Origin of the sequence: Streptomyces yokosukanensis (genome assembly GCF_001514035.1) — a bacterium.
GTDB classification, from domain to species: Bacteria; Actinomycetota; Actinomycetes; order Streptomycetales; family Streptomycetaceae; genus Streptomyces; species Streptomyces yokosukanensis.
In genome coordinates, this window is record NZ_KQ948229.1 from 1 (window position 1) to 22,460 (window position 22,460).

The following is a 22,460-nucleotide window of genomic DNA, read 5'->3' on the forward strand; positions in this document are numbered from 1 at the left end:
AGTCGCGCACGTTTCTCCTGGCTCTCATGATCCACGAGATCGCCCGCTCGACACGCCACCGCTTCGCCAGTACGGCGAAGCCGTCCTGGTGTGTGCGGCGGGGCATCGTCTTGAGGGTGATCTCGAGGAAGGTGTGGGACCAGTCCACGAGGGTCCCGCCATAGGCGGAGTCCGCCTGAGCCCTCAGAAACCGTCTTTGAACCTCTGATGATCTCGTTCTCGGGCCTCGTCGGACTGCCTGGTGCGCATCGGACCCTCCAGGCTGTCCGCGCGGTCGCCGCCCTGCACCACCTGGACAGCGTATCCAGAAGGGCGGGCGGGGCTCGGGGGAGGGAAGGTGGAAACGCCCCTGGGATGTCGTGCCCGGGAGCTCATGCGACCCCCATCCGCCCGGTCCTCCATGATGGGTTCTCATCGGCGAGGAGCGGGTGCCCCGACTGGTCATGGGTCGCAGTGCACGCGAGGAGAACAGAGATGCGCCATTCTGTTGTGGTTCTTGCGGGGGCGATGGTGATGACCGGCGTTTTGGCCGCCTGCTCCTCCGCCGCGTCGGGTTCCGGGGCAGGGACACCGACGGCCACGGCGAGCTCCGGTACCAGCGCCGCGCAGCTGGCCTCGGCCGCGTTCGCCGCCCCGGCCGCCTCCGGTAAGCAGCCCGCAGGGGTCACTTACAACACCGGCCTCGTGCCGACCGGGGCGAAGGCCACCATCAAAGCCAAGGCCAAGGACGGGGGCATGGAGATCACCCTCGCCGTGTCGGGGCTGCGCCCCAACCGCATGTACGGTTCCCACGTGCACGCCAAGGCGTGCGGGGCGAAGCCAGCCGACTCCGGTCCTCACTACCAGGACAAGAAGGACCCGGTGCAGCCCTCGGCCGACCGCGCGTACGCCAACAAGAACAACGAGGTCTGGCTGGACTTCATGACCAATGCCAAGGGTGAGGCCACCATGACCTCGCATGTGACGTGGGCCTTCCGCAAGGGCCAGGCGAACTCAGTGGTGATCCACGCGAATCGCACCAGCACTGAATCCGGCATGGCCGGCATGGCCGGCGACCGTCTCGCCTGCCTCACCGTCCCCTTCTCGTAGGCGATCCCACGTCCTGGCAAACGCTGGATGAAGTTCGGCAGGTACGAGGTGTTCAGGTTCGGCCGCGACGAACTCTGCGATCGCGAAAGCGCCCAGCCGCTGCTTACCGGCTTCTTCAACGGGCTCCTTGGCCCAGCCGCCCACCAGTCGTCGTGGCTGCCGCTGGCCGTCGGTTGCCGCTGTACGTATGTCACCTGGCTTTGTAAGTGCGTGTGGGAGTCGTTCCGAGCTGTTTGGGGGAATCACCGTCCGACCCCGTTTGCTGTGTCGCTGTGTTGTGACGTCAGCCCGGGTCTCGCGGTGGGTCGGCCGGGCCGCGCTGCTCGGATGCCTGGGGCCGGGCAGCACTCACGAGCCGGGGTGCGTGGTCAGCAGTCGCGTCTCTGCGGCTGCTCGTTCCCTCTGCCGCCAGGTTCCGGGCGGTTCTCCGTGGTGTCGGCGGAAGGCTGCGGCGAATGCGAAGGGCGAGCCGTAGCCGACGGTGTCGGCGATCCGGGCCAGGCTGAGATCGTCGGCGCGGAGGTGATCGCGGGCGAGGGTCATGCGCCATTCGGTCAGGTACTGCATGGGCGCCTGGCCGAGTACCTCCCTGAACACCCGCGCGAAGGCGGCCCGGGACAGACCGCTCATCGCGGCGAGTTCGGGGACCGTCCACGGGTGGGCCGCGTTCTCGTGCATGGCCTGTAGCGCGGCGCCAAGCCGCGGGTCCGCGGATGCCCGGTACCAGCGCGGTGCGGTCGCACTGTGCCGGAAATCGCTTCTGATAGCCAGGACGAGCAGCAGGTCCAGGAGGCGGTCCAGCACGATTTGCTGGGCGGGCTCGGCACGGACCAGCTCACGCGACAGCAGGGTGATCACCTCTCGCAGGGGGTCGTCGTCGGCGGTCGAGAGGGTCATGACCTGGGGCAGGGCGTCGAGCAGTCCGCCGCCGACGTCGCCGGAGAACCGGTACGCGCCGCACAGGAACACTGTGGCCCGCGGGTTGTCGGCGGGCCCCACGTGGGCGTGGCGTGTCCGGAATTCCTCTGGCTCCAGGCATTCCGCGCCCGGTTCGTGTCCGATGTAGTGGTTCGGTCCGCCGCGTACCAGCGTGACGCTTCCCGGTATGAGCTCCACCGTGCTGCCAGGCGTGTCCAGCCAGAGGTAGCCCCGGCCGCGGACGACTGTGTGCACCGACAGCTGTATCGAGCCGCCCAGGCGCAGCCCCCACGGTGGTTCGGCGACCGTCCGCGCGAACACCGCGCCGGTGGCGCGTGCCCGCACCAGGTGGTCAGACAGCAGGTCCATGGGACCAGCTTGAGGCGGACGGCCCTCATGTTCAAGACATGAGAGTCTCACGTAAAATATCGAGCGAAGCGCGCATGGTTTGTCTCGCCCATGGCCTTGACTATGGAGTCATGAACAACGAAGCACCCACCGCACTCATCCTGGGCGGCACCGGCCGGACCGGCTCGCTGCTGGCCGACCGGCTCGCCCATCGAGGAATCACCCCCCGTACCGCGGCGCGCCGCGGAGCCGACGTCCGGTTCGACTGGGACGACCCGGCCACCCACGCGGACGCACTGGCGGGCATCGACCGCCTCTACCTGGTGACACCCACGCTTCGTCTGAACTACGCCGACCAGGTTGCCGCCTTCGTGGACCTCGCCGAGGTGGCCGGCGTGCGCTACCTCACCTACCTGAGCGTCTACAACGCCGACCAGGCGCCGGCGCAGGTCGACATCGCGGCCGTCGAGGCCGATCTCGCCTCCCGGCACGGCATCACGCACTCGGTCCTGCGCCCCGCGTGGGTGATGCAGAACTTCGCCGACGGTCACATCCCGCTCATCGACGGAGTGATCACGACCCCGAGCGGCGGCGGCAGGGAGGCCTTCGTCGACGCAGCCGACATCGCGGCGGTCGCGGCCGAGACGCTGCTGGACCCCGAAGCCCACGCCGGCGCCACCTACTCGCTCACCGGCCCGCAGGCCCTCACCTTCGGTGAGGTCGCGGACACCATCGCCGTTGTGAGCGGCCGCCCCGTCGCCTACAGCGACATCGACCAGGAGGCGTGGATCAACGGCGCCGTCGCCGCGGGCGTCCCCGCCGACTACGCGGTGATGCTGCGTTGGCTCACCAGCGCCATCGTCGCCGGTAACGGCGCCACGCCCACCGGCGACATCGAGAAGGTCACCGGCCGGCCGGCCACCACCTTCCGCGAGTTCGCCGAGCGCAACGCCCACGCCTGGACCCTGGGGGCGAAGTGACCAAGACCGTCAGCGACGACACCCCCCTGGTCGGGGCGAACAGCCCGTTCTTCAGCATCATCAAGGAGGGGCTGGACGGCCTGGTCGACGGGGAGGACTACTACGACCTGCTGGCCGAGGACGTGGTCTTCGAGTACGTGATCACCGTGCCGGGGTATCCCCGGCGGGTCGAGGGACGCCAGGGGATCGTCGACCTGTACAGCGACTACGGCGATTACGTGAAGCTGCACAGCGCGGGCAACCTCCGCGTGCACCGGGACCCCGAGACCTCGGTGGTCGTCCTGGAGTACGAAGTCCACGGCACCTCGGTCCGGACGGGGCGCCCCTACGACAACCGCTTCGTCTCCGTCGTGACCATCAAGGACCGCAAGGTCACACACTGGCGCGACTACCTCGACCCCATTGCCGTGTTCGACGCACAGGGATGGCCACAGGGCGGTGGCTCGTAAGAGCCGGTGCAGGCCTCTGAGGCCGCCGCCCAGGACATCGGCCGCCTCACCAAGCCACCTCAACACCTGAGCCCCGTCCCACGCCCGCGTCCCGGCTGGCAGCCGACGCGGGCGTGCGGCTTCGAAATGACGCTGAGTTGCACAACCGCGCAACGCCGACCGGCGCGTGGGTTTCTGGACTGTCGTCGACATCGGGCTCGGCTACCAGGGGAGCTACGGACGCGTCCGCGCCTACCTCCACCTCAAACGCACATCGCCACGCCCGGTGGCAGCCCGGCCACCATCGCCCCGCTCAGTTGCCGGATGGAACCTCCGCCCCACGGAAACGGGTTCTCATGTCCTGATCACCGAAGACACAGAAGGAACGCGATGGCAGCACCGTCTGGAAATGTGCGAGTCTCCTTCTCCCAGACGGCCGATCGAGAAGACTGTGATGACCCGCGACGACGTTCTCAAGCAGCTCAGCCACATCGTGCGCGAGAGGGCATTCGGTAGGCACGTCGGGTCTGACCGGCTCATCCAGGCTGGGCTGGACGCGCTGATCGCCGGGGTCGAGAGTCCCTCCCTCGCCATGCTGGCCGGCCTCCTCCGGAGCGAGGAGCCCGAGGCTCCGGCACTCTTCGACCAGGTGCTCGAAGAGTTGGGACTGCTCTTCCACCCGCCCGCTGACCCTCGGGCCGCGAAGTGGGCCATGGCCTACTGGGTCGCCGGTCAGATCGCCGACGGATCCCTGGAACCCGCCGTCGGCACCCACCTCATCCGGGCAGACATCGCCTATGACCTCGGCTACCCCATAGAACTGGAACCCCTCGTCCACTGCGCGCACAACCTGGAGGGCTGCGAGGAGAGCTGGGCAGTCTCCGTCGAGGAACTCAACAGGGAAGCGGTTGATGCCGCGAAGCAGTTCCTCAGCGAGGGACCGGCAGCCGAGGCAGGGGACTGACCACCAGCCCGTTCTCGCCACCGGGATCGGTCACCCGCGAGCTGATCCACCCACTCGGCGTGGCCCCACCACAGAACCTGAGCCAGAACCGCTTCTGAACGGAACGTGCGTTGATCGACTCGATGAGGTTCGTCGAGCAGACGACCTTCGTTGTCTCCGGCAGGAAGGCGAGGTAGGGGGTGAATTCGCGCCACGCGGCCTGCCAGGTCCGCACGATCGTGGGATACCGTCGGCCCAGCTCGCCTGCGGCGAAGTCGGCAAGGGCCTGCTCGGCGGCCTGCTCGGTCGGGGCGGTGTAGATCACCTTCAAGTCCGTGACCAGCTTGTGACCACTGCCGCCACAGACAGGGCCCACCAGCCGTCCGGCGAGACAGGATCGGCCGCAGGCCGATGTCCCTGCAGAGTCAGACGGTTTCCTCGTACCAGAAGCAGCGAACCCTGCGCGTCACTGGTTCACCGCGTCGAAGGTCTCGTCGTGCCAGGTCATGTCTCCGATGATGACGATCGACACCGGGTGGGCGCCTCGGCGAGCGACAGGCTGTTCCCGTCGGGGTCCAGCACGACGACGTGGCGTACGCCGTTGCTGTATGTCTCGACCGGTTCGTGGTCGATCCCGTGTGCGGCGAGTCGGGCCAGGATGTCGTCGAGGCCGTTCACGCCGAGCGTGATCATGGCTCCGCCTACTCGCTCAGCGCGCACATCCCGATCGTCTACGACGACCCACGCGTTCTCACCGAGCTGCCACAGGTATTCCTCGCCGATGATCTCGTCCGCTGGGCGTCCGAAGAACGCCTCGAACCACTTCAGCGCCTTGGTCCGGTCACTCACGCACATGACGCTGTACAGGTCCACTCGGATCACCCCTCACAGTCGTTTCGGAAGGTGGACCACCTCCGTGACCACAACTCATCGGAGGAAGGTAGCCCGGTTCTCCTTCAGGTGGCGGGCCCACGGCCTGGACATCACCCCCACCGTCCGCGAACTGATCCCCGGTCGGCGGATCGGCGGGTGGGAAGGCTCAGATGCCCTCGCTCTCGGCGTCCGTGCCGTCGTAGAAGTCCTCGAAGATCCCGTCGGCGTTCCTGCCGCCCCGCTTCTCCTCCCAGAGCCATTCCGCGTAGGTGGCCAGACCCTCGCTGAGCCACACGTCCTTCCAATGGCGCGGGGTGACGGAGTTGCCGAACCACTGGTGTGCCAGCTCGTGCACGAGCAGAGCCTCGTCCGGAGCTTCGGCGAAGTAGGGCTTGGTCTGGCTCTCCAGGGCGTAGTCGAGCCCCGGCAGGTGGTCGACGACGGCACCGGTCGAGGAGAAGAGGTAGGGGCCGAAGCGTGTGCCGGCCAAGTCGACGATCTCGGGCACCAGGTCTGCGACATCGGCGGAGACCTCGGCCTCGTCGGGGTCGATTGCGACGTAGACGGGCACGTCACCGTCCGTCCAGCCCTTGTGGGCTCACCGTTCTGCCCTTGTCCTTCTCCGCGATCAGCGTGCTGTTGCTGATCACGTCGTAGGAGTCGCCGTCCTCGTCCTTGGGCGCCGTGACCGTGATGTCGTACGTGGCCTTGTCCGACGGGTGATGGTTGCTGGATGTGGCCACGGCATCTGAGGTCCCACACTGGTTGTAGGTCTCGCGGCTCGTGTCGGGGATCGCCCTCGTGACCTGCAATTTCTTCCGCAGCATCACGTCGTGTCGGACGGTGGAGTCTCCATCTCGTTTCGTTTCCTCGACGGCCCGTCTTGATCGGATCGGATGTCATTCCGAGACGAGTTGGCTCGTGCGGAAGCGGAGTTCGTGCTGAGGCCGCGTCCGGCTCTGGATTCACTGCCCGCAGCAGCCTCAACTAGAAGGTGAGGTGACCTCCCAGGCCGCCTCGATCATGTGAAAGATCTCGTCCAGCGCGGCGTCCGGGTCGGCCGCATCGCGGGCCAGCGCATAGGCGTCGATCACGAACCTCGCGATCGTCCGGCAGGCCGTTTCGCTCTGCGGCAGGTCGGGATCGGCGACGAGGGCCGTGGCCAGCGACTCCGCGTGGCGCAGCCGCATCGACTCCTCGTACTCCCGCAGGGCGCGTGACGCGTCGATCATGCGGTAGATCGGGGCGGCGCCGTCCCCCGTGCAGTGCCGGACCATGGCCTGGATCTCGCGGCGCAACGCGGGGATGAGTGGCTCGTGCGGCCCCCGGCCGGTGACCGCCTGCGTGAGGCGCTGCTCGAAGTTCTCGTCCTGCTCGAACACCAGGGCCTCTTTCGAGGCGAAGTGGGAGAAGAGCGTGGTGACGGCCACGTCGGCCTCGGCGGCCACGTCACGGATGCCCACCGCGTCGTACCCGCGCTCCAGGAAGAGTCGCAGGGCGGTGTCGGCGATCTTCTGACGGGTCGCGGCCTTCTTGCGTTCACGGCGTCCGGTTGTCGGCACGGTCATACCGCTGACACTATCAAATCCAAGGAAGTAGCAGTTCCAAAACCATAACCGTTAGTGTTACGGTCGACCGCATGAAGAGAGTGAGCTTCGCCGAGTTCGGTGGTCCCGACGTTCTCCACCTCGAAGACGCCGAGGAACCCCACGCGGGCTCCGGCCAGATACGCGTCGCCGTCCGGGCGGCGGGCGTGAACCCGGTCGACTGGCGGATCCGTGAAGGGCAGTTCCAGAAGGACCGCCCGCTCGAGTTACCTGCCGGAGTCGGGCAGGACGCCGCCGGGGTGGTGGACCAGATCGGCGAGCACGTCGAAGGAGTCGAGGTCGGTGACCGCGTATTCGGGCGAGGCTCAAGTACGTATGCCGAGTTCGCCGTCCTCGCGGCCTGGGCCCGAATGCCCGAGAGCCTGACCTTCGAAGAGGCGGCCGGGTACCCCTCCGTCGTGGAGACCGCGCTGCGCATCATCGGTCAGGCCGGTGTGCGGTCCGGGCAGACGCTGCTGGTCAGCGGCGCGTCCGGGGGCGTCGGATCGGCGGTGCTGCAGATCGCCCGCGACCGCGGCATCACGGTGATCGGCACGGCCACAGCCGCGAATCAGGAGTATCTGCGTGGCCTGGGTGCCCTCGCCACGACATACGGCGAGGGCTGGGTCGAGCGGGTACGGCGGCTCGGACAGGTCGACGCGGCGCTCGATCTGGCCGGCTCGGGCGTGATCCGCGAGCTCGTCGAGCTGACCGGGGACCCGCGGAGGGTGATCTCCATCGCCGACCTCGGTGCGCCAGAGCTCGGCGCCCGGTACTCCGGCGTGACCGGGAACGTTCAGCAAGCCCTCGCCGAGGCCGTCCGCCTCATCGAGCAGGGAAAGCTCCACATCCCGGTCGAACAGTCGTACCCGCTCGCCGAGGCCCCGGCGGCACACATCGACAGCCGGGCCGGTCACACGCGCGGGCGCCGGGTCATCGTCGTCTGAGCCGTTGCCTGCCGGTCGCACGGCCCGGAGAGCTGCCTTCCTTCCAGCGATCCTGTCGGGTCCCACCCGACAGGTATGCGACACGCAAGGAGCCCCATGCACACTCCTGTCGCGATCATCGGCGCCGGACTCGGCGGCCTCGTCCTGGCCCGCGTCCTGCACCTCCACGGCATCCCGGTCACGGTCTACGAGGCGGAGTCCTCCCCGACGGCGCGTTCGCAGGGCGGGATGCTCGACATCCACGACTACAACGGCCAACCCGCCCTCAAGGCAGCCGGACTGATGGACGAGTTCCGCGGCCTCGTCCTGGAGGGCCGCCAGGCGATACGGCTCCTGGACCGCAACGGAACCGTCCTGTTCGACAAGGCCGACGACGGCACGGGCGAAAGCCCCGAGGTACAGCGCGGCGAGCTGCGACAGATCCTGCTGGACGCACTCCCCGACGGCACCGTCCGATGGGGTCACAAGGCCACTGGCGTCCGCGCCCTCACCGCGGGCCGCCACGAGGTGACCTTCGCGGGCGGCGCCGCCGTCGTCACGAACCTGCTGGTCGGCGCGGACGGCGCATGGTCACGAGTCCGACCGCTGCTCTCCGACGCCACACCCGAATACGTCGGCCGGTCCTTTGTCGAGACCCGCCTGCACGATGCCGACACCCGGCACCCGGCCACCGCGAAAGCGGTCGGCGGCGGGACACTCGTCGCGCTCGACCCGGGGGGGAACGGGAAGTGGCTCGTGGCTCACCGGGAGAAGAGCGGGGTCCTCCGCACCTACATCACACTGGCCAGGCCGCAGGACTGGTTCGCCACCATCGATTTCACCGATGCCGCCGCAGTCGCCCAGAGGATCGTGGAGGAGTACGACGGCTGGGCACCGGAACTCACCGCCCTGATCACCGCCGGCCAGACCGCGCCGGTCCTGCGCCCCCTTTACGCCCTGCCGGTCGGGCACCGATGGGACCGGGTGCCGGGAGTGACCCTGCTCGGCGACGCCGCCCATCTTTCGACCCCCAACGGTGAAGGCGCCAACCTGGCCATGCAGGACGGTGCCGAACTCGGAAAGGCCCTGGCCGCACACCCCGATGACATCGAGACCGCCCTCACCTCATACGAACAAGCGCTGTTCCCCCGCGGCGCCGCGGCCGCCGCCGAAGTCGCCCACAACCCCACGCCTCAGGACGTGATCAGTTTCTTCACCGACCGCGACCAGGCGGGAATCTGACAGTCCCGCAGAGGTGAGCGACTGCAAGCTCGCCTGCTGAACGACTTACTACGCGTACGGAGGTTGTCCGTGTTTGCTGTGCAGTACCACCGCTACGGGGGTTCCGAAGTCCTCTGCATGGAGGAGGTCGAAGAGCCGCACGCCGGGCCCGGTCAGGTCCGCATCGCGGTGCGTGCCACCGGTGTCACCCCTGCTGACTGGTACCTGCGTTCGGGGATGCTGAGGGACATCGCCACTCTGGACTTCCCCCACATCCCCGGCATGGATGCCGCCGGAGTGGTCGACGAGGTGGGAGAGGGGGTCACCGGCACCGCCGTGGGAGACGAGGTCTTCGGCCTCGTCCCCTTCGTGGACCAGGGAGGCGCCGCGGCCCAGTACGCCGTCCTTGAGGCATGGGCACCCAAGCCTCACTCGTGGTCTTTCGAGGAAGCGGGTGGCGCCGCGGGCAACATCGACACAGCCACGCGTGTACTGGAGGCACTGGAGGCCGCCGAAGGAATGACCTTGCTGATCGATGGTGCCGCTGGAGGCGTCGGCACCATCACTGCGCAACTCGCCCAAGCCCGCGGCCTCACCGTGATCGGCACCGCCAGCGAAGCCAACCGCGGCTTCCTCGACCAACTCGGCGTCGTTCCGGTCGCCTACGGGGCGGGGCTGGTCGATCGCCTTGGCCCACTGGCTCCGCACGGGGTCGACGTGGTCCTGGACGCGGCCGGTAAAGGCTCTCTTGGCGAACTGGTGGCCATCGCCGGCGACCCGCACCGCGTGGTGACCATCGCGGACTTCGACGCCGGCCGGCACGGAGTGCGGTTCTCCCGCTCCCCAGCAGGAGAGTCGCCGGGCTGGGCAGGACTGCCACTCGCGGCCGACCTCGCCGACCGCGGACGCCTCACCGTCCCACTGCACGCCGTGTTCCCGTTGAAGGAGGCCGCCAGGGCTCACGACGTCAGCGCCACCGGCCACGCGCGCGGCAAGATTGTCATCACCGTGCCCTGACAGTCGTGGGCCTGCTCGCGATCGCCGCCTCCCGCCTGTGGCGCAGCCGTCTGTGCCGAAGGCCGTGGTGGAGGGGAAAGTCCGACTCAGCAGCCTCCCCGATCGGCACACTGTCGAGATCGGCGCGGCGCCCCGACCAGTGCTTCTGGCCGTTGTGTCAACGGAAGGTTCTCCTCGGAGTCACCGCCGCCGATGGCAGGCCATCGGCCCTCTGATCAGCTACCCCACAGCACAGCACGCCCCGCAAGTCATCAGCCGCTGCCGAGAGTCCCCATGCATGTCACACACCGGCTCGTCGCCCGCAGCCGCGCGTTCCCTCCAGTGGCAATGGCTGGGATGCCATTGCTGATACGGTCCCATTCCCCGGGGGACGGATCGAGAATCCAGCCCCACTTCGGGGGCCGCACCTCGTCCTCTTCCAGCCGTAGGCGTGCGCGGGCGGCGGCCTCCGCTCCCGCCCGCGCCTGCCGCTGCCACGACGACCGAATGGTCCGGGTGCCGTTCGTTCCTATTGCCCGCTCTTCATCACGTGGGCGACCACACAGCTGACGTTGTCGGGGCCGCCGGAAGCGTTGGCGAGGACGATGAGTTCACGGACGGCGCGCTCGGGCTCGTCGGTCTCGAAGAGCACCCGGCGGATCTCCTCGGTGGGCACGACGGTCGACAGGCCGTCGGAGCAGAGCAGGTATCGATCTCCCCGTTGGGCGTCGTGCAGGCGCAGCTCGGGGGTGGCGTCGGCGCCGTGGCCCAGGGCTCGTACCAGCAGCGATCGTTGGGGGTGGGAGGCGGCTTCCTCGGGGCTGAGGCGTCCTTCGTCGACCATCGACTGCACCATGGTGTGGTCGTGCGTGATCTGGAACAGTTCTCCGTCGCGCAGGAGGTAGACACGCGAGTCACCGATGTGAACGAGGGCGAGCTGTGATCCGGTCCAGAGCATCGCGGTGAGCGTCGTGCCGGTGTCTTCGGACGAAGAGCTGGTTCCGGCGACGCCGTGCACGGCCCGTTCGGCCTGTCCGACGGCGTCTTCGAGGAGGTCGAGGAGATTGCCGGCCGGGACGCCGTCGGTTTCGAGGTGCTTGAGCGCGTCGATGGCGGCGGCGCTCGCGGGGGCTCCTCCGCTGCCGCAGCCGTCGGCGACGGCGAGCAGGCGGGAACCGGCGTAGGCGGCGTCCTGGTTGCTCTCGCGGACGAGGCCCGTGTCGGACAGAGCGGCGTATCGGATTTCCAGCGGCATGGCGGTCGGGCACATGGTGGGGTCCTCCCTGGACAGGTGGTGGATGAGGAAGGTGGCCAGGTCCCGCCGTGCGGCGGTGTCGGCCTCGGCCTGGGCCCAGAACGCGCGGATCTCCCGAGCCGCCGGGCCTGCCTCCAGCGTGCGGACGTGCTGGATACGGGCGAGCGGCATCCCCAGACGCCGGAGCCAGGCGACCAGTCGAGCCTGGTCGAGTTGTTCCGGTGCGTAGAGGCGGTAGCCGGTCACCGGGTCGACGCGAGCGGGGGTCAACAGGCCGAGTTCGTCGTAGAGGCGCAGGGCCTTCGGCGAAAGCCGGGACGCCTTCGCGAACGCCCCGATGGTCAGCAACCCCATGTCCGCTCCTCCTCATGCCGGGCACCTCGCCCGGCCCCACCGATGCTGTGGGCTCCCCCAGGGTGAAGGTCAACCATCGGCCGGGAGAGGGGTGCCGGCGGGCAGACGCGGCAAGATTCCGGTGCGACGCCCAGGACCCGGCACCGGACACCGGCACACGGCTGGCGTCCTACCGGGAGAACCACGGGTTGCCGCCGAGTGCCCAGACCGACACATGGGTGACGCCCAGTCCCTTGAAAAAGGAGAGCTTGGCGTCCATGCCCGCCCGGTCGGTGTAGTCGTAGATCCTTCCACCGCGGGTCCAGCGCACCTCGTGCGAACCGGGTTCGCGGCGGGACCGGACGACGGCCGGGTCGGTGGAGTAGCCCGGCTGCTTGCTGATGGTCGACAGCGGCACGGTGTCCTGCACCTTGTTCGTGTCGCACGGGTCGGGTGCGATGTAGCCGTAGGAGGGCAGGCCGATGACCAGTTTGTCTTTGTCGGGTACCTGGGACTGGGCGTACCGGACAACGTCGCGCACCCACTTGTCGGGTGCGATGGCCCAGCAGTGCTCGGCGCCGTCGGTGTTGAACTGGCGGCCGTAGTCCATGATGACCAGTTGGTCGACGCCCGTCTTGATCACCTTGGCGAAGCTGAACGGCGAGTCACCGTCCTGGAGTTCGGCCGGACCGTCGACCTGCAGCTTGCGCCCGTCGGCGTGCAGGCTGCGGGCCAGCTGGGCCAGGAAGGTCTCGTATCCCTTCTCCTCGGCGGCCGACCAGCTCCAGAAGTCCTCGAAGTCGATGTCGACACCGGTGAACCCGGTCCGCTTGACCAGGGCGGTGAGTTGTTCGACGGCGGCCGCGCGCCGGGCCGGGCTGTTGACGAGGGCCGCGACGGTCGCCCGGTCCATCGCGGAGACCGTGGTGTACTGCTCGGCCGAGTGCGCCTTGACGTCGGAGGCGTTGGCCGCGCTGTAGCCGTTGCAGGGTACGAGGTCGGTGGTCTGCAGGGCCAAGGTGCCGTTGGACTTGACGTCCCAGTACTCGGGTTTGAGTACGCCGTTCTTGAGCCGGCCGTCCCGGTATTCGCGGACCGCGTCGCAGGTGGGCTCGCCGGGCGACCCCGGGTAGATCCACGCCTGGAGGGCCGGTGCGGCGGCCTTGCCCTGCTGGTGCGTGGAACGGGACGCGGGGGTGGTGGCGTCGGCGACCGGCAGGCAGGCGACGGCCGAAGCGGCCAGCGCGGCGCCGAGGACTATCCGTACCGGGCGTGACAGGGCACGCCGCCTGCGTTGGGGGCTGGTGGAGGGCATGGGTACCTCTCGGGTGAGGGAGGAAAAGCGCAGGTGGCGGATCAAGGAACGATGCTCATGCCGTGGATCCGGTAACGACGCGGTGGCTTCGGAGAATACCGACTTACTCGGACCAACCCTGGTTCTGGCACAGGTTCCGTGCTGTCTGCAGCCATCGGACCCAGGCGACGCTGATCTTTGCCATCCAACCGAGTCATCGCAGATCAGCCGACCGGGTCAGTGTCCGGTCGCATACTGACGCCCATGCAGATATCGGCGTACGCACTCAAGCGGGCCTGGCACCAGGTGGCCGCGGGCTCTGACGTGCTCGACGACGCGATGCTCCCGCCCACCGGCACCTCTCCCGACCAGTACGAGCAGCATGTGGGGGAGTCGCACGGTCGTCTCTTCCTGGTCCTGGACGACGACGGCACGGTGCGCGGCCACACCGGTCCCTACCGAGAGGTCTTCGTCACTCAGGATCTGGATCAGGTGCTGTACTTCGCCGCCGAGGACGCGGTCCGCAAGCTCGCCGAGCACATCGCGGCCCGGTGACCAATCTCGTCTCCGGGCAGGCCGAGTTGCTGGACCGGATCAACCCCGCCTGGGGCAGCAGATTCCGCAACGGTGGCATGGACGGGACCCAGCCCTCCACCGCGTGCGGACGCGACCCGCTGGAGCGCCTCGCCTGGATCGCCGACAGCTGGCGCGAGCAGGACCCCTACACCCACCTCGCCTTCTTCCGCGGCGAGAGCATCAGCGCCGAACAGATCGCCCTGCTCCACGGAGCCGACCCCGCACAGATCGCCGCCGGGACCCGTCTTGCGGATCTGCGCAGCATGGACGGCGGGACCTTCGACTACTGGGACATCGTCTGGGAAACCTGCTGCTTCGGGCAGGCCGGCGGCTGGGCGTTCCTGATGTACCACGAGACCCCCGGCTTCGGGCCCGATGTTGAGGCTCTCGCCCGGCTCGGCGTCACCGAGACGGTGCACCTGAGCGCCACCTCCGCGAAGGCCATATACACCTTCGCCTACATGCGCGACGGCCGCAGCATCGACGACGACTGGGGCGTCTTGGAGCTGATCTGGTACGACCGCGGCCGCGCCCCCTACTTCCGAGGCGGTCAGCTCGACTTCCTCAACCAGGCCATACGCCGCGCCGAACTCGACCACCCCGAACTGACCAGCGAGTTCGAGCTGTACTTCCACGCCCTGGAGGACGCTTTCGACCTCCAACTGCCCCGGCGGGACATTCAGCAGGGAACGGTCCGGGCCGCGCGGTGGGCACGCCGGAACAGTTGACAGTTCCGCCCCGAGAGCCTGCCGAGGACCGTGGCATCTCATGGCAGCCCGCCTACCTGTGTGCATGACCCCACCTCGACGGCCGCGCAGATGTGAAGGGCGCAAGGCAGCGATCCACCGCAGGGCCCGGGCTCCGTACGCGGCGGGGCCTTCGGCGTAGCGCTCCAGCGCCTTGCGGAACAGGTCGTCCTTGTTGCCGAACGCCGCGTACATGCTGGTGCGGGTGATGCCCATGGCAGTGGTCAGGTCGGTGAGAGTGGCCCCTTCGTAGCCCCGTTCCCAGAAGACCCGCATGGCCTGTTCAAGGGCCTCCTCGGCGTCGAATCCTCTTGGCCGGCCGATGGGCGCCCTCCGCTGGGACAGCTTGAAGGCAAGACTGCCGTCGTGACCCGCGGCGGTACCGGGATCGGACTGGCCGCCGCCGTACGGCTGGCAGCTGAGGGTGCGTACGTGTTCATCACCGGCGGGCGTAAGGCCGAATTGGACGCTGCCGTTGAGACCATCGGCTCGGCGAGGGCCACTGCGGTGGCGGGGGACATCTCGAACCTGGCCGACCTGGACCGGCTGTACGACGCCGTCCGTGCCCGGGGGCAGGGGCTGGACGCGCTGTTCGCGAACGCGGCGACCGCCTCGCCGGCGGCGCTGGGGCAGATCAGCGAGGAGGACTTCGACAAGACCTTCGGAGTCGACGTGCGAGGCACGCTGTTCACCGAGCAAAAGGCGCTGCCGCTGCTCAACGACGGCGCTTCGGTAAGCCTGACTTCCTCCACCGCCGCCGACCATGGTGCCGAATCGTTCAGCCTGTACGCGGCATCCAAGGCCGCCATCCGGTCCTTCGCGCGGACCTGGGCCAACACACGCAAGGACCGCGACATACGGGTCAACGCGTTCTCGCCCGGCCCGATCGACACCCCCGGAATCGCGACCACTTTCGGCGAGGAGAACGCAGCTGACGTCAAGGCGCACCTCGCCACAACTGCTGCGGTAGGCAGGATGGGACGCCCGCAGGAAGTTGCCGCGGTCGTGGCATTTCTCGCCTCCGACCAAAGCAACTTCATCCTCGGCGCCAACCTGTACATCGACGGTGGCGAGAACCAGATCTGACGCGCGGATGACACCCGCCGCGCGGTCACCCGCGGCGGCGATCCCGAACGACGCCGACGCGATGACCGATCCAGCAGCCGGACGCATCGACGCGGCCCACCCGGCCCGGACTGGAGCCCTGTTGGATCAGACAACTCCGCTGACTGGTAAGCGGAAGGCTTCTCAAGGGTCGTGGGCGGTGGAGCCGGCTACTGCACGCCCGCGTCCGTCGTCGGGCAACTGGCTACGGGCGCGGTTCGGCGACCAGCACGGCGAGCGCCGTGGCGACGGCGGCCAGGACGGCCGACGTCGCCACGGATCTCATGGCAGATCAGTCCTTTCCGGCGGTGGCGATCCGGCCGGCGTAGCGCTGCGTCCAGGTTTCGTCGGTGTTGACGGTGACGACCACGTCGTAGTAGCCCTCCAGGGTCGGCCACATGACGAGCTTCGTCTCACCGTGAGCCACCGTGATGCTCTGGGTACGGTGGAGATAGTCGTTTGCGGTGAGTGTGTAGTGCACGGACTCGGTGCCGTCGTTGTGCAACGTGAGCTTCACCCGAGCCTCGTGCCTGGTGCCCTCGCCCCTCAGCAGCTGGGCCTCCACGCGCGGGAGGCCACCGTCGAACTTTCCAGCGGGAGCGACCTGGCCGGCGAAGGAGCGCACGAAACCATCGTTGGAGTAGATCGAGAACGCGTACTTGCCGTCGGTGGCCTTGGCATCCCAAGTGTACTCACGCGGTTTGCTCGCTGTGACGGTGAACGGCGTGTTGGAGAAAGCCTGGTACTTGTCGGGGAAGACCTGGAAGCTCAATGCCTTGTCCTTCGGGCCGCCGGTCAGGGTCATCTTGGCGGTGACCGTCCCCGATGCCCGGTCCTGCGAGATCACCGCGTGCGGATGGAAGCTCAGCGGGCGCGGCTTCATGTGGTCGGCGGCGATGGACAGCGACTGCTCGGTGAGCGGGTCCGGGAAGGTGGCCGGCCCCGGTTGCGGGTGGGCGAAGTCGATCGCGCTGGTCAGGTCGCCCGCGATCGAGCGCCGCCAGTCGCTGATGTTGGGGCAGCGGAACGGCTTGCCGAGGTGGGCCGCCCAGGTCTCAAGGAACTTGATCGTCGAGGTGTGGTCGAAGACTTCCGAGGCGACGTGCCCGCCGCGGGTCCACGGCGAGACCAGCAGCATCGGCACTCGCGGACCGAAGCCGAGCGGGTAGTCGCCGACGTACTCGCGCGCCGTGCCCGGCTCAGGCCACGGCGGCAGCACGTGGTCGAACTTCCCGTCGTTCTCGTCGTAGTTGAGGATGAAGAGGGTGTGGTTCCAGATATCGGGGTTGCTCTGCAGGATGTCGAGTACCTTCTTGGTGTAGCGCTCGCCGTGCTGGCTGTCCGCGCCCGGGTGCTCGGACCAGCCGTACGGCGCCACGATCCAGGAGACCGCCGGCAGCGGGTGCTCCGCACCCGGCTGGCAGGCGTCGTGGAGGCTTTTGAGGACCGCGTCGAGGTTGTCGTCGGAGTCGTCGTTCGGCGAGGTCATGCCGGAGTAGTACGTGGCGTTGCCACGCCAGATCAGCCCGGTACCGGGCTGCAGTTTCGGGTCGTCGGCGCTCAGCCCCTCCGGGTCGAACCCCTTGAAGTACTTCAGCTCGTTGTCGCCGTAGTCGCCGACCCAGGTGCTGATGTAACCCTGTCGCCCGTTGCCGCTGTTGTCGGAGTAGAGCCGCCAGTCGATGCCGACTTGCTGGAGCTGCTCGGCCACCGTGATCCAGGAACGGGAGTAGTTGGACTCATCGATGTTGCCCGTCTCGCTGTTGGCGGTACCGCTCCACAGGTACTTTCGGTTGGGGTCGGTCGGACCGAACTCGGAGCAGAAGTTCTGGTCAGCAATCGTGTACTGCGCGGCGACCGAGTGGTAGAAGCCCATGTAGGCGTCGCTGTGGTAGTTCATGCAGCTGGCGCCGTTGTGCTGCACCCACAGATCCCACTTGCGATGGTCGACGTCGCCCCACGCTCCGTGGTCGTTGCCCCAGGTGCCGTCGTCGACCTGCGGGGTGACGACGTTGCCGTTGCCGTCCTTCTGCTGGAAGACACTGGTGCCGTCCTGGAACCGCAGCGCCTGCTTGTCGTTGAAGCCGCGTACGCCGGGGAATGTGCCGAAGTAGTGGTCGAGGGACCGGTTCTCCTGCATCAGGATCACGACATGCTTCAGGTCGGACATGTTGCCCTTGAAGCCCTTCGGGAAGGCGTACCTTGGCTTCGCAGCGGCATACGCCTCGCCCGCCGCGGCAGTCGCGCCGAGCGCCAGTGCTCCAGCGGCGGCCCCCGTTCCCTGAAGAAACCGACGGCGGGTAGTGCCGATCGCCATCCCGGGGCTGTCGTCAAGCTCGGACTCGGGCGTCGGGGTAATCGGATCGCTGGCCATGGGAGCTCCTCACACGAACGTGGATGGGTGGGGATGGCTGCTGTAACCCGCTCATCGAAGCGAGCGGACGCCAACCCTGTGTGAACACCGACCGATCGGTGATCAGCAGGGCGTCGACTGGGAACTAGAGGTAACTTGTCCAAACAAGCTGGCTCCAGTTATCCCGGCGCAGGTGTCCGTTCAGTGAATGGACATCGACCACTACTGGCCCAGCGCACGGCGTTCTTCCCGCGTTGTCGAGGTACATCAGGAACGATGAAACCCATCGCCTACAGCGGCTGGCGAAGCATGAGCTGCGCGCAGTTCACTTCCCGACCGCGGTTCGTCGCCACGTCTGGCTGAGGTGGTGCGGGCGGGTGAACACCATGCCCAGCTCCGACTTGTGGACGGGAAGCCGGTGGCCGGGCAACGGGCTGGGGCGCAGAACACCCCGCCCGGCTTGCGGCTTCATGGCGCCGCGACGGGCCGGGGGTGGTGGGCACGCTTGGGAAGAGGGACCTCGTGTCCGTTTCGTCTTCCGTCCGTCGCATGAGCGCTGTCGGCGCGATCGCGGCCGCCGTTGCCGGAGCCGTGGCGTTCCCGGCTGCGGCCGCCCAGCAGCCGGGCCACCCGGCTCGCGCGTCGGTGCACATCGGCAAGGTGCAGTACGACTTCCCGGGACGGGACGTCCGCTCGAACCGCTCGATGAACGCCGAGTGAGTGGATGTCACCAACAGCACCCGCGAGGTGGTGAACCTCGACCGCTGTACTGTGCGGGACGACGCCGGGCACACCTACACCTTCCACCACGTCCGCCTCACTCCCCGCGCGACCGTCCGCGTCCACACCGGCATCGGCCGGGACACCCGCTCAAACGCCATTCCTGGTGCAGGGGTGGCCTGCCGCTTCGTGTGAGCATGCCTGCCTTGGGGAGCCGCGGCCCGGTGCATCGGCGCGATCGCGGCGGTCGCTACTGCTCGTGGCAGGCGACCATGCGGCTCATTCATCGGCCGAAATCGCAGCGAACGTTGGCACCCGGAGCCCGTTCGCCGCATGCTCGCCAACAGAAGTGGTCGACCGCCCACGTTGCGGAAGCGCTCCCGCCCATGATCTGTAGAGCCATAGGAGACGGGTCACGCTATAGTTGATCATCGACGCTGCGAGCACCCTGGACGACACGGTCCGGCAGATCATGGGCGAGAGCGGCCTGGACCGAGTGCTCCCCATCGACCGCTGACATTGATGACCAGTTGGCGACAGATCGACGCACAAGCCAGTCGCTGGCGCTCTGGTGACACCCGCATCGAGGCCCTGTCCTCCCGCGCGCGGGGCCGTGTCCCGGACGCTTCGGCGCCCTCGGAAGGCTCTCGCACGGCCGACTGGCCTACTCCACGATCCAGGCCAGTGCGCCGGGGTCGGCGTCGGTGCGGCTGCGGCAGGCTGAAGCCGGGCTTCAAGCGCGGCCGCGGACCGGCAGAACTCTCGGCGTCACTCGCCGGAGTGTCGGCGGCGCCCGATCCTCTACCGAGCCCCGGACCTGCTCCGACACCTCCTGGCCACCTGGATCGGTACTTGCCCACCTGCTGGCAACCCACCCCATGGCAGGCCTAGTTTCTGTCGTCAGACGTCACGCCCGCATCAGCAGGGTTGCGAGGGTGACGGCTGCTTGGTGGGACTCGGTGGTCTTGTCGTACCGGGTGGCGATGCCGCGCCACTGCTTCCGCTTGGTGAGCACCGTTCCACCACGTTGCGCCGCTTGTAGGTATCGCGGTCGAGGCCGGGGGTCGTCCGTCACGGCTGTCGCGGTTCAGCCGGTTGCGGACCTGATCTGCTCGCTCGGGAATGGTGTGGCTGATGCAGCGCCGACGCAGCCAGGCGCGTATGCCCTGGAGCTGTAGCCCTTGTCGCCCAGGACGCGCGAGGGTCGCACTCGGGGCCGTCCCTGGCCGGTGCGGGGCACCCTGATCGCTTCCGTCACGGCGGTGAACCGGGTGCAGTCGTTGGTGTTGCCGCCCGTGACGGTGAAGGCGAACGGGCGGCGGACACCGTCGCAGGCCAGGTGAATTTTGTTGGTCAGGCCGCCTCGGGAGCGTCCGAGAGCTGGACTGTGGAGCCCCCTTTTCGGGCGCCGGCGGCACGCTGGTGGGCACGGACGACGGCGACGTCGACCGACACCGGCCAGTCGACATCGCCGGCGGCGTCCACCTGAGACTGGGCGGCGCGGAGCATCCGCTCGAACGCGCCGTCCGCCGCCCAGCGGCGGAAACGGGTGTGCAGCGTGGCCCACGGTCCGTACCGCTCAGGCACATCCCGCCAGGCCGTCCCGGTACGGAACTTCCACACGATCCCGTTGAGGACTCTGCGGTCGTCCAGCCGCCTGCGCCCCCGCACCAACACGGGCAGCAACGGCCGGACGAACTCCCACTCGGCATCGGACAATTCATGGCGACGTCTAACCGGACCGTGATCCGCTACTCAAGATCATTTGAAGACACTGCCTAGGACGCGACCCAGCAGAACCCTATCAAGGCGACATGGCGCGGCGGCCGAACTACCTTACTAAATCGGGTCATTGGCGACGTCATTAACTCGCCGGAGACCCCGCCCACGCCGTCGTGAGGGAAGGAGCCCCCATGCAAGCCTCCGACCCCGACGAACCCCTCTAACGCCCCTTCCTGCTGTTCAGTCCATCCTGAGCAGCTCTCTCCCACGCTCTGTAGCGTGACGAGCATGCCTGAAGGGATTGCCTGGATAGGCGCACACAGCACCATCGACCGGTCCGCGACGATGCCGGGGATCCCATCGAGTCGACCTTCTCCACCGTCCGGCTGCGGACCAAGGTCACCCGCGGCGCCGGCTCCCGCACCGCTGCCCTGGCCATGGTCTTCAAACTCGTCGAGTCCGCCCAGCAGCGATGGCGAGCCCGTGAACGCGCCCCGCCTCGTCGCCCTCGTCCGCACCGGAGCGGTATTCGTCAACGGCAAACCAATCAAGCGACACGGCAAGGAGGCGGCGTGATGGAGCGGGACGACTCCGCCCGAGACGTGGCCCCCGAGCCGACTGTCTGTCAGGTTCTTCACCCAGCCGCGAGGTTGGCAACATCGGTGGAGATCCGCCGCAGGCAGGCGATCTACGAGGTGCACACCGGCGATCAGCTCTACCAGCAACAGCTGCTGCACATGGGGTTCGCTCCCGCCGCCGCAGACCGGTTCGTCCGCCGCTTGTCTGCAACCGGTGATGTACTGCGCACGCATGCCAACTTCGCCCGCCATCTACAGGAGATGCTGTTGCAAAGTGCTCGACGGCGCCCCGTGCCGTGGTGCCAGGCACTGGAGGACTTTCTGGAGCGCGCGGAAGGCAGCCAACTACGCTGGTTTCTATACGGCTCCGGCGCCTTGGCTCTGCGCGGGATCGATGTCGGGCCCGGCGACCTCGACTTCTGTGTCGACAGCGCCCAACTCGCCGGAACCCTCTTTGAGGACCTGCTGGTCGAGCCGGTCACCGCAATGACCGGTTGGCTTGCCGACAGCGGTGGCAGAGCATTCTCCGGCTGCTTGTTCGAATGGGTCGCCGGGGTGCACGCCGACGTCGACGAGCCCGAGCCGCACGAGCAGGGACCTGCCGCCGCCGCCCGACTGGAACACGTCCGGTGGCGCGGACACGACGTGCCAGTCGCGCCGTTGGACCTGCAACTCGCCGTCAACCAGCGACGCGGCCTCACCAGCCGCGTACGGAAAATCCACGCCTACATGAACCCCGGATGATCCCACACTGCCTCCGTGGTCACGAACATCGTGGACCAAACCACGAGTATTGACTATTGCTCGACTGGCTCTTCAGGCGCCCTCTAGGTCGTGTCCGGCCGATTTTGTATTGGAGTCGTGGAGGGAGCTGGTGTGCTGGTCAGGTGAGGTGGATGGGAGAGTGATTGCCTGTGACTCATTCTGATCTTGCTCTCCGTATCCATGCCGCCTCTCATCTGACCGGCCAGTTCAGGCTCCGGTCGGGACGTACTGCCGCGGAGTACTTCGACAAGTACCGGTTCGAGGCGGATCCCGTTCTGCTGGATGAGATCGCCCGGCGGATGACCCCTTTGGTGCCGTCAGGCACGCAGGTGCTGGCCGGCCTGGAGATGGGAGGCATCCCGGTAGTGACCGCGCTCGGCCGACACACGGGCCTTCCTTGCGCGTTCGTGCGCAAGCAGGCCAAGCCGTATGGCACGTGCCGGTTGGCCGAGGGTGCGGAGGTTGCGGGCCGGAAGGTGCTGGTCATCGAAGACGTCGTCACCAGCGGTGGGCAGATCGTGCTGTCGGCCGCGGACCTGCGGAACCTGGGCGCGCAGGTGGATGAGGCGCTGTGCGTGATCGACCGGGAGCAAGGTGGTGCCGATGCCCTCAAGGCGGAGGGCATCAGCCTGTTGTCATTGCTGACGGCCGAAGACCTGCGGGCTGCTGCCGCGTCCTGACGCCAGGCCGTGTCCGGCCGCCAGCC

At 67.9% G+C, this 22,460-nt stretch carries 22 protein-coding genes and 4 pseudogenes; 15 read left to right on the forward strand and 11 right to left on the reverse strand.

What is annotated here, in order from left to right:
* Positions 1-474: 474 nt before the first annotated feature.
* On the forward strand, positions 475-1,089 hold the full coding sequence (locus AQI95_RS38560; RefSeq protein WP_067135238.1) for a superoxide dismutase family protein: 615 nt from the start codon (positions 475-477) through the stop codon (positions 1,087-1,089).
* A 348-nt stretch (positions 1,090-1,437) separates the two neighbouring features.
* Here the strand turns inward: AQI95_RS38560 and AQI95_RS38565 are convergent, their stop codons facing one another.
* On the reverse strand, positions 1,438-2,376 hold the full coding sequence (locus tag AQI95_RS38565) for an AraC family transcriptional regulator (RefSeq protein WP_067135241.1): 939 nt from the start codon (positions 2,374-2,376) through the stop codon (positions 1,438-1,440).
* A gap of 110 nt (positions 2,377-2,486) precedes the next feature.
* On the opposite strand from AQI95_RS38565, the gene AQI95_RS38570 reads away from it, so the two are divergent.
* The 3 genes from AQI95_RS38570 to AQI95_RS38580 all read left to right on the forward strand — a co-directional run bounded on the left by AQI95_RS38570 (position 2,487) and on the right by AQI95_RS38580 (position 4,727).
* Entirely contained in the window at positions 2,487-3,335 is an 849-nt protein-coding gene (locus AQI95_RS38570; protein WP_067135244.1) for an NmrA family NAD(P)-binding protein, read from the forward strand.
* A complete protein-coding gene (locus tag AQI95_RS38575) occupies positions 3,332-3,784 on the forward strand; it encodes a nuclear transport factor 2 family protein (protein ID WP_067135246.1) in 453 nt (150 codons plus the stop codon). The genes AQI95_RS38570 and AQI95_RS38575 overlap by 4 nt, the downstream gene beginning before the upstream one ends.
* A gap of 433 nt (positions 3,785-4,217) precedes the next feature.
* A complete protein-coding gene (locus tag AQI95_RS38580) occupies positions 4,218-4,727 on the forward strand; it encodes a hypothetical protein (RefSeq protein ID WP_067135248.1) in 510 nt (169 codons plus the stop codon).
* 103 nt (positions 4,728-4,830) lie between these two features.
* On the opposite strand, the pseudogene AQI95_RS50440 reads toward AQI95_RS38580, so the two are convergent.
* From AQI95_RS50440 to AQI95_RS38605, 5 genes and pseudogenes are all read right to left on the reverse strand, one after another.
* Positions 4,831-5,052 (reverse strand): annotated as a pseudogene (locus tag AQI95_RS50440) (transposase); the annotation flags it as partial.
* A gap of 158 nt (positions 5,053-5,210) precedes the next feature.
* Complete coding sequence (locus AQI95_RS38590; RefSeq protein ID WP_208614371.1) at positions 5,211-5,555, reverse strand: VOC family protein; 345 nt, start codon at positions 5,553-5,555, stop codon at positions 5,211-5,213.
* 190 nt (positions 5,556-5,745) lie between these two features.
* On the reverse strand, positions 5,746-6,150 hold the full coding sequence (locus AQI95_RS46805) for a M1 family aminopeptidase (protein ID WP_067135253.1): 405 nt from the start codon (positions 6,148-6,150) through the stop codon (positions 5,746-5,748).
* A 1-nt stretch (position 6,151) separates the two neighbouring features.
* The gene (locus tag AQI95_RS46810; protein WP_159056658.1) at positions 6,152-6,322 is read right to left on the reverse strand and encodes a hypothetical protein; all 171 of its coding nucleotides are present in this window, start codon (positions 6,320-6,322) and stop codon (positions 6,152-6,154) included.
* A gap of 240 nt (positions 6,323-6,562) precedes the next feature.
* Entirely contained in the window at positions 6,563-7,147 is a 585-nt protein-coding gene (locus tag AQI95_RS38605) for a TetR/AcrR family transcriptional regulator (protein ID WP_067135257.1), read from the reverse strand.
* Positions 7,148-7,218: 71 nt separating this feature from the next.
* Here AQI95_RS38605 and AQI95_RS38610 point away from each other — a divergent pair, with 71 nt between their 5' ends.
* The 3 genes from AQI95_RS38610 to AQI95_RS38620 all read left to right on the forward strand — a co-directional run bounded on the left by AQI95_RS38610 (position 7,219) and on the right by AQI95_RS38620 (position 10,329).
* Entirely contained in the window at positions 7,219-8,112 is an 894-nt protein-coding gene (locus tag AQI95_RS38610; RefSeq protein WP_067135259.1) for an NADP-dependent oxidoreductase, read from the forward strand.
* 96 nt (positions 8,113-8,208) lie between these two features.
* The gene (locus AQI95_RS38615; protein WP_067135260.1) at positions 8,209-9,333 is read left to right on the forward strand and encodes an FAD-dependent oxidoreductase; all 1,125 of its coding nucleotides are present in this window, start codon (positions 8,209-8,211) and stop codon (positions 9,331-9,333) included.
* A 69-nt stretch (positions 9,334-9,402) separates the two neighbouring features.
* Positions 9,403-10,329 (forward strand): NADP-dependent oxidoreductase, encoded by a 927-nt coding sequence (locus tag AQI95_RS38620; protein ID WP_067135263.1) that lies wholly within the window; start codon positions 9,403-9,405, stop codon positions 10,327-10,329.
* A gap of 508 nt (positions 10,330-10,837) precedes the next feature.
* Here the strand turns inward: AQI95_RS38620 and AQI95_RS38625 are convergent.
* Positions 10,838-11,917 (reverse strand): MerR family transcriptional regulator, encoded by a 1,080-nt coding sequence (locus AQI95_RS38625; RefSeq protein WP_067135265.1) that lies wholly within the window; start codon positions 11,915-11,917, stop codon positions 10,838-10,840.
* A 169-nt stretch (positions 11,918-12,086) separates the two neighbouring features.
* Positions 12,087-13,211 carry a glycosyl hydrolase family 18 protein gene (locus tag AQI95_RS38630; RefSeq protein WP_067135266.1) on the reverse strand — a complete coding sequence of 375 codons (1,125 nt, stop codon included), beginning with the start codon at positions 13,209-13,211 and terminating at the stop codon, positions 12,087-12,089.
* Positions 13,212-13,454: 243 nt separating this feature from the next.
* Between AQI95_RS38630 and AQI95_RS49365 the strand changes: the two genes are divergently transcribed.
* Together AQI95_RS49365 and AQI95_RS38635 are read left to right on the forward strand one after the other, a co-directional pair.
* On the forward strand, positions 13,455-13,745 hold the full coding sequence (locus AQI95_RS49365) for a hypothetical protein (protein WP_244188984.1): 291 nt from the start codon (positions 13,455-13,457) through the stop codon (positions 13,743-13,745).
* The gene (locus tag AQI95_RS38635) at positions 13,742-14,494 is read left to right on the forward strand and encodes a hypothetical protein (RefSeq protein WP_244189003.1); all 753 of its coding nucleotides are present in this window, start codon (positions 13,742-13,744) and stop codon (positions 14,492-14,494) included. Before AQI95_RS49365 ends, AQI95_RS38635 begins: the two co-directional genes overlap by 4 nt.
* 117 nt (positions 14,495-14,611) lie before the next feature.
* Here AQI95_RS38635 and AQI95_RS45590 read toward each other — a convergent pair.
* Positions 14,612-14,788, reverse strand: a pseudogene (locus AQI95_RS45590) (TetR/AcrR family transcriptional regulator); the annotation flags it as partial.
* A 60-nt stretch (positions 14,789-14,848) separates the two neighbouring features.
* On the opposite strand from AQI95_RS45590, the gene AQI95_RS38640 reads away from it, so the two are divergent.
* The gene (locus tag AQI95_RS38640; RefSeq protein ID WP_067135268.1) at positions 14,849-15,598 is read left to right on the forward strand and encodes an SDR family NAD(P)-dependent oxidoreductase; all 750 of its coding nucleotides are present in this window, start codon (positions 14,849-14,851) and stop codon (positions 15,596-15,598) included.
* A 310-nt stretch (positions 15,599-15,908) separates the two neighbouring features.
* On the opposite strand, the gene AQI95_RS38645 is transcribed toward AQI95_RS38640, so the two are convergent.
* Positions 15,909-17,990, reverse strand: coding sequence for an alkaline phosphatase family protein (locus AQI95_RS38645; RefSeq protein WP_067135270.1), 2,082 nt, complete (start codon positions 17,988-17,990; stop codon positions 15,909-15,911).
* Positions 17,991-18,518: 528 nt separating this feature from the next.
* Here AQI95_RS38645 and AQI95_RS47595 point away from each other — a divergent pair.
* The gene (locus AQI95_RS47595) at positions 18,519-18,689 is read left to right on the forward strand and encodes a hypothetical protein (RefSeq protein ID WP_159056659.1); all 171 of its coding nucleotides are present in this window, start codon (positions 18,519-18,521) and stop codon (positions 18,687-18,689) included.
* On the forward strand, positions 18,690-18,884 hold the full coding sequence (locus tag AQI95_RS38650; protein WP_067135272.1) for a lamin tail domain-containing protein: 195 nt from the start codon (positions 18,690-18,692) through the stop codon (positions 18,882-18,884).
* 712 nt (positions 18,885-19,596) lie between these two features.
* On the opposite strand, the pseudogene AQI95_RS46820 reads toward AQI95_RS38650, so the two are convergent.
* Positions 19,597-20,408: pseudogene (locus AQI95_RS46820) on the reverse strand (IS5 family transposase).
* A gap of 356 nt (positions 20,409-20,764) precedes the next feature.
* Between AQI95_RS46820 and AQI95_RS45600 the strand changes: the two are divergent.
* The 3 genes and pseudogenes from AQI95_RS45600 to pyrE all read left to right on the forward strand — a co-directional run.
* A pseudogene (locus AQI95_RS45600) lies at positions 20,765-20,987 on the forward strand (IS256 family transposase); the annotation flags it as partial.
* A complete protein-coding gene (locus AQI95_RS38665) occupies positions 20,987-21,733 on the forward strand; it encodes a nucleotidyltransferase family protein (protein ID WP_067135276.1) in 747 nt (248 codons plus the stop codon). The pseudogene AQI95_RS45600 and the gene AQI95_RS38665, both read left to right, overlap by 1 nt.
* Before the next feature lie 170 nt (positions 21,734-21,903).
* Positions 21,904-22,434: an orotate phosphoribosyltransferase gene (gene pyrE / locus AQI95_RS38670; RefSeq protein ID WP_067135278.1), complete on the forward strand. Its 531-nt coding sequence runs from the start codon at positions 21,904-21,906 to the stop codon at positions 22,432-22,434.
* Positions 22,435-22,460 lie beyond the last annotated feature (26 nt).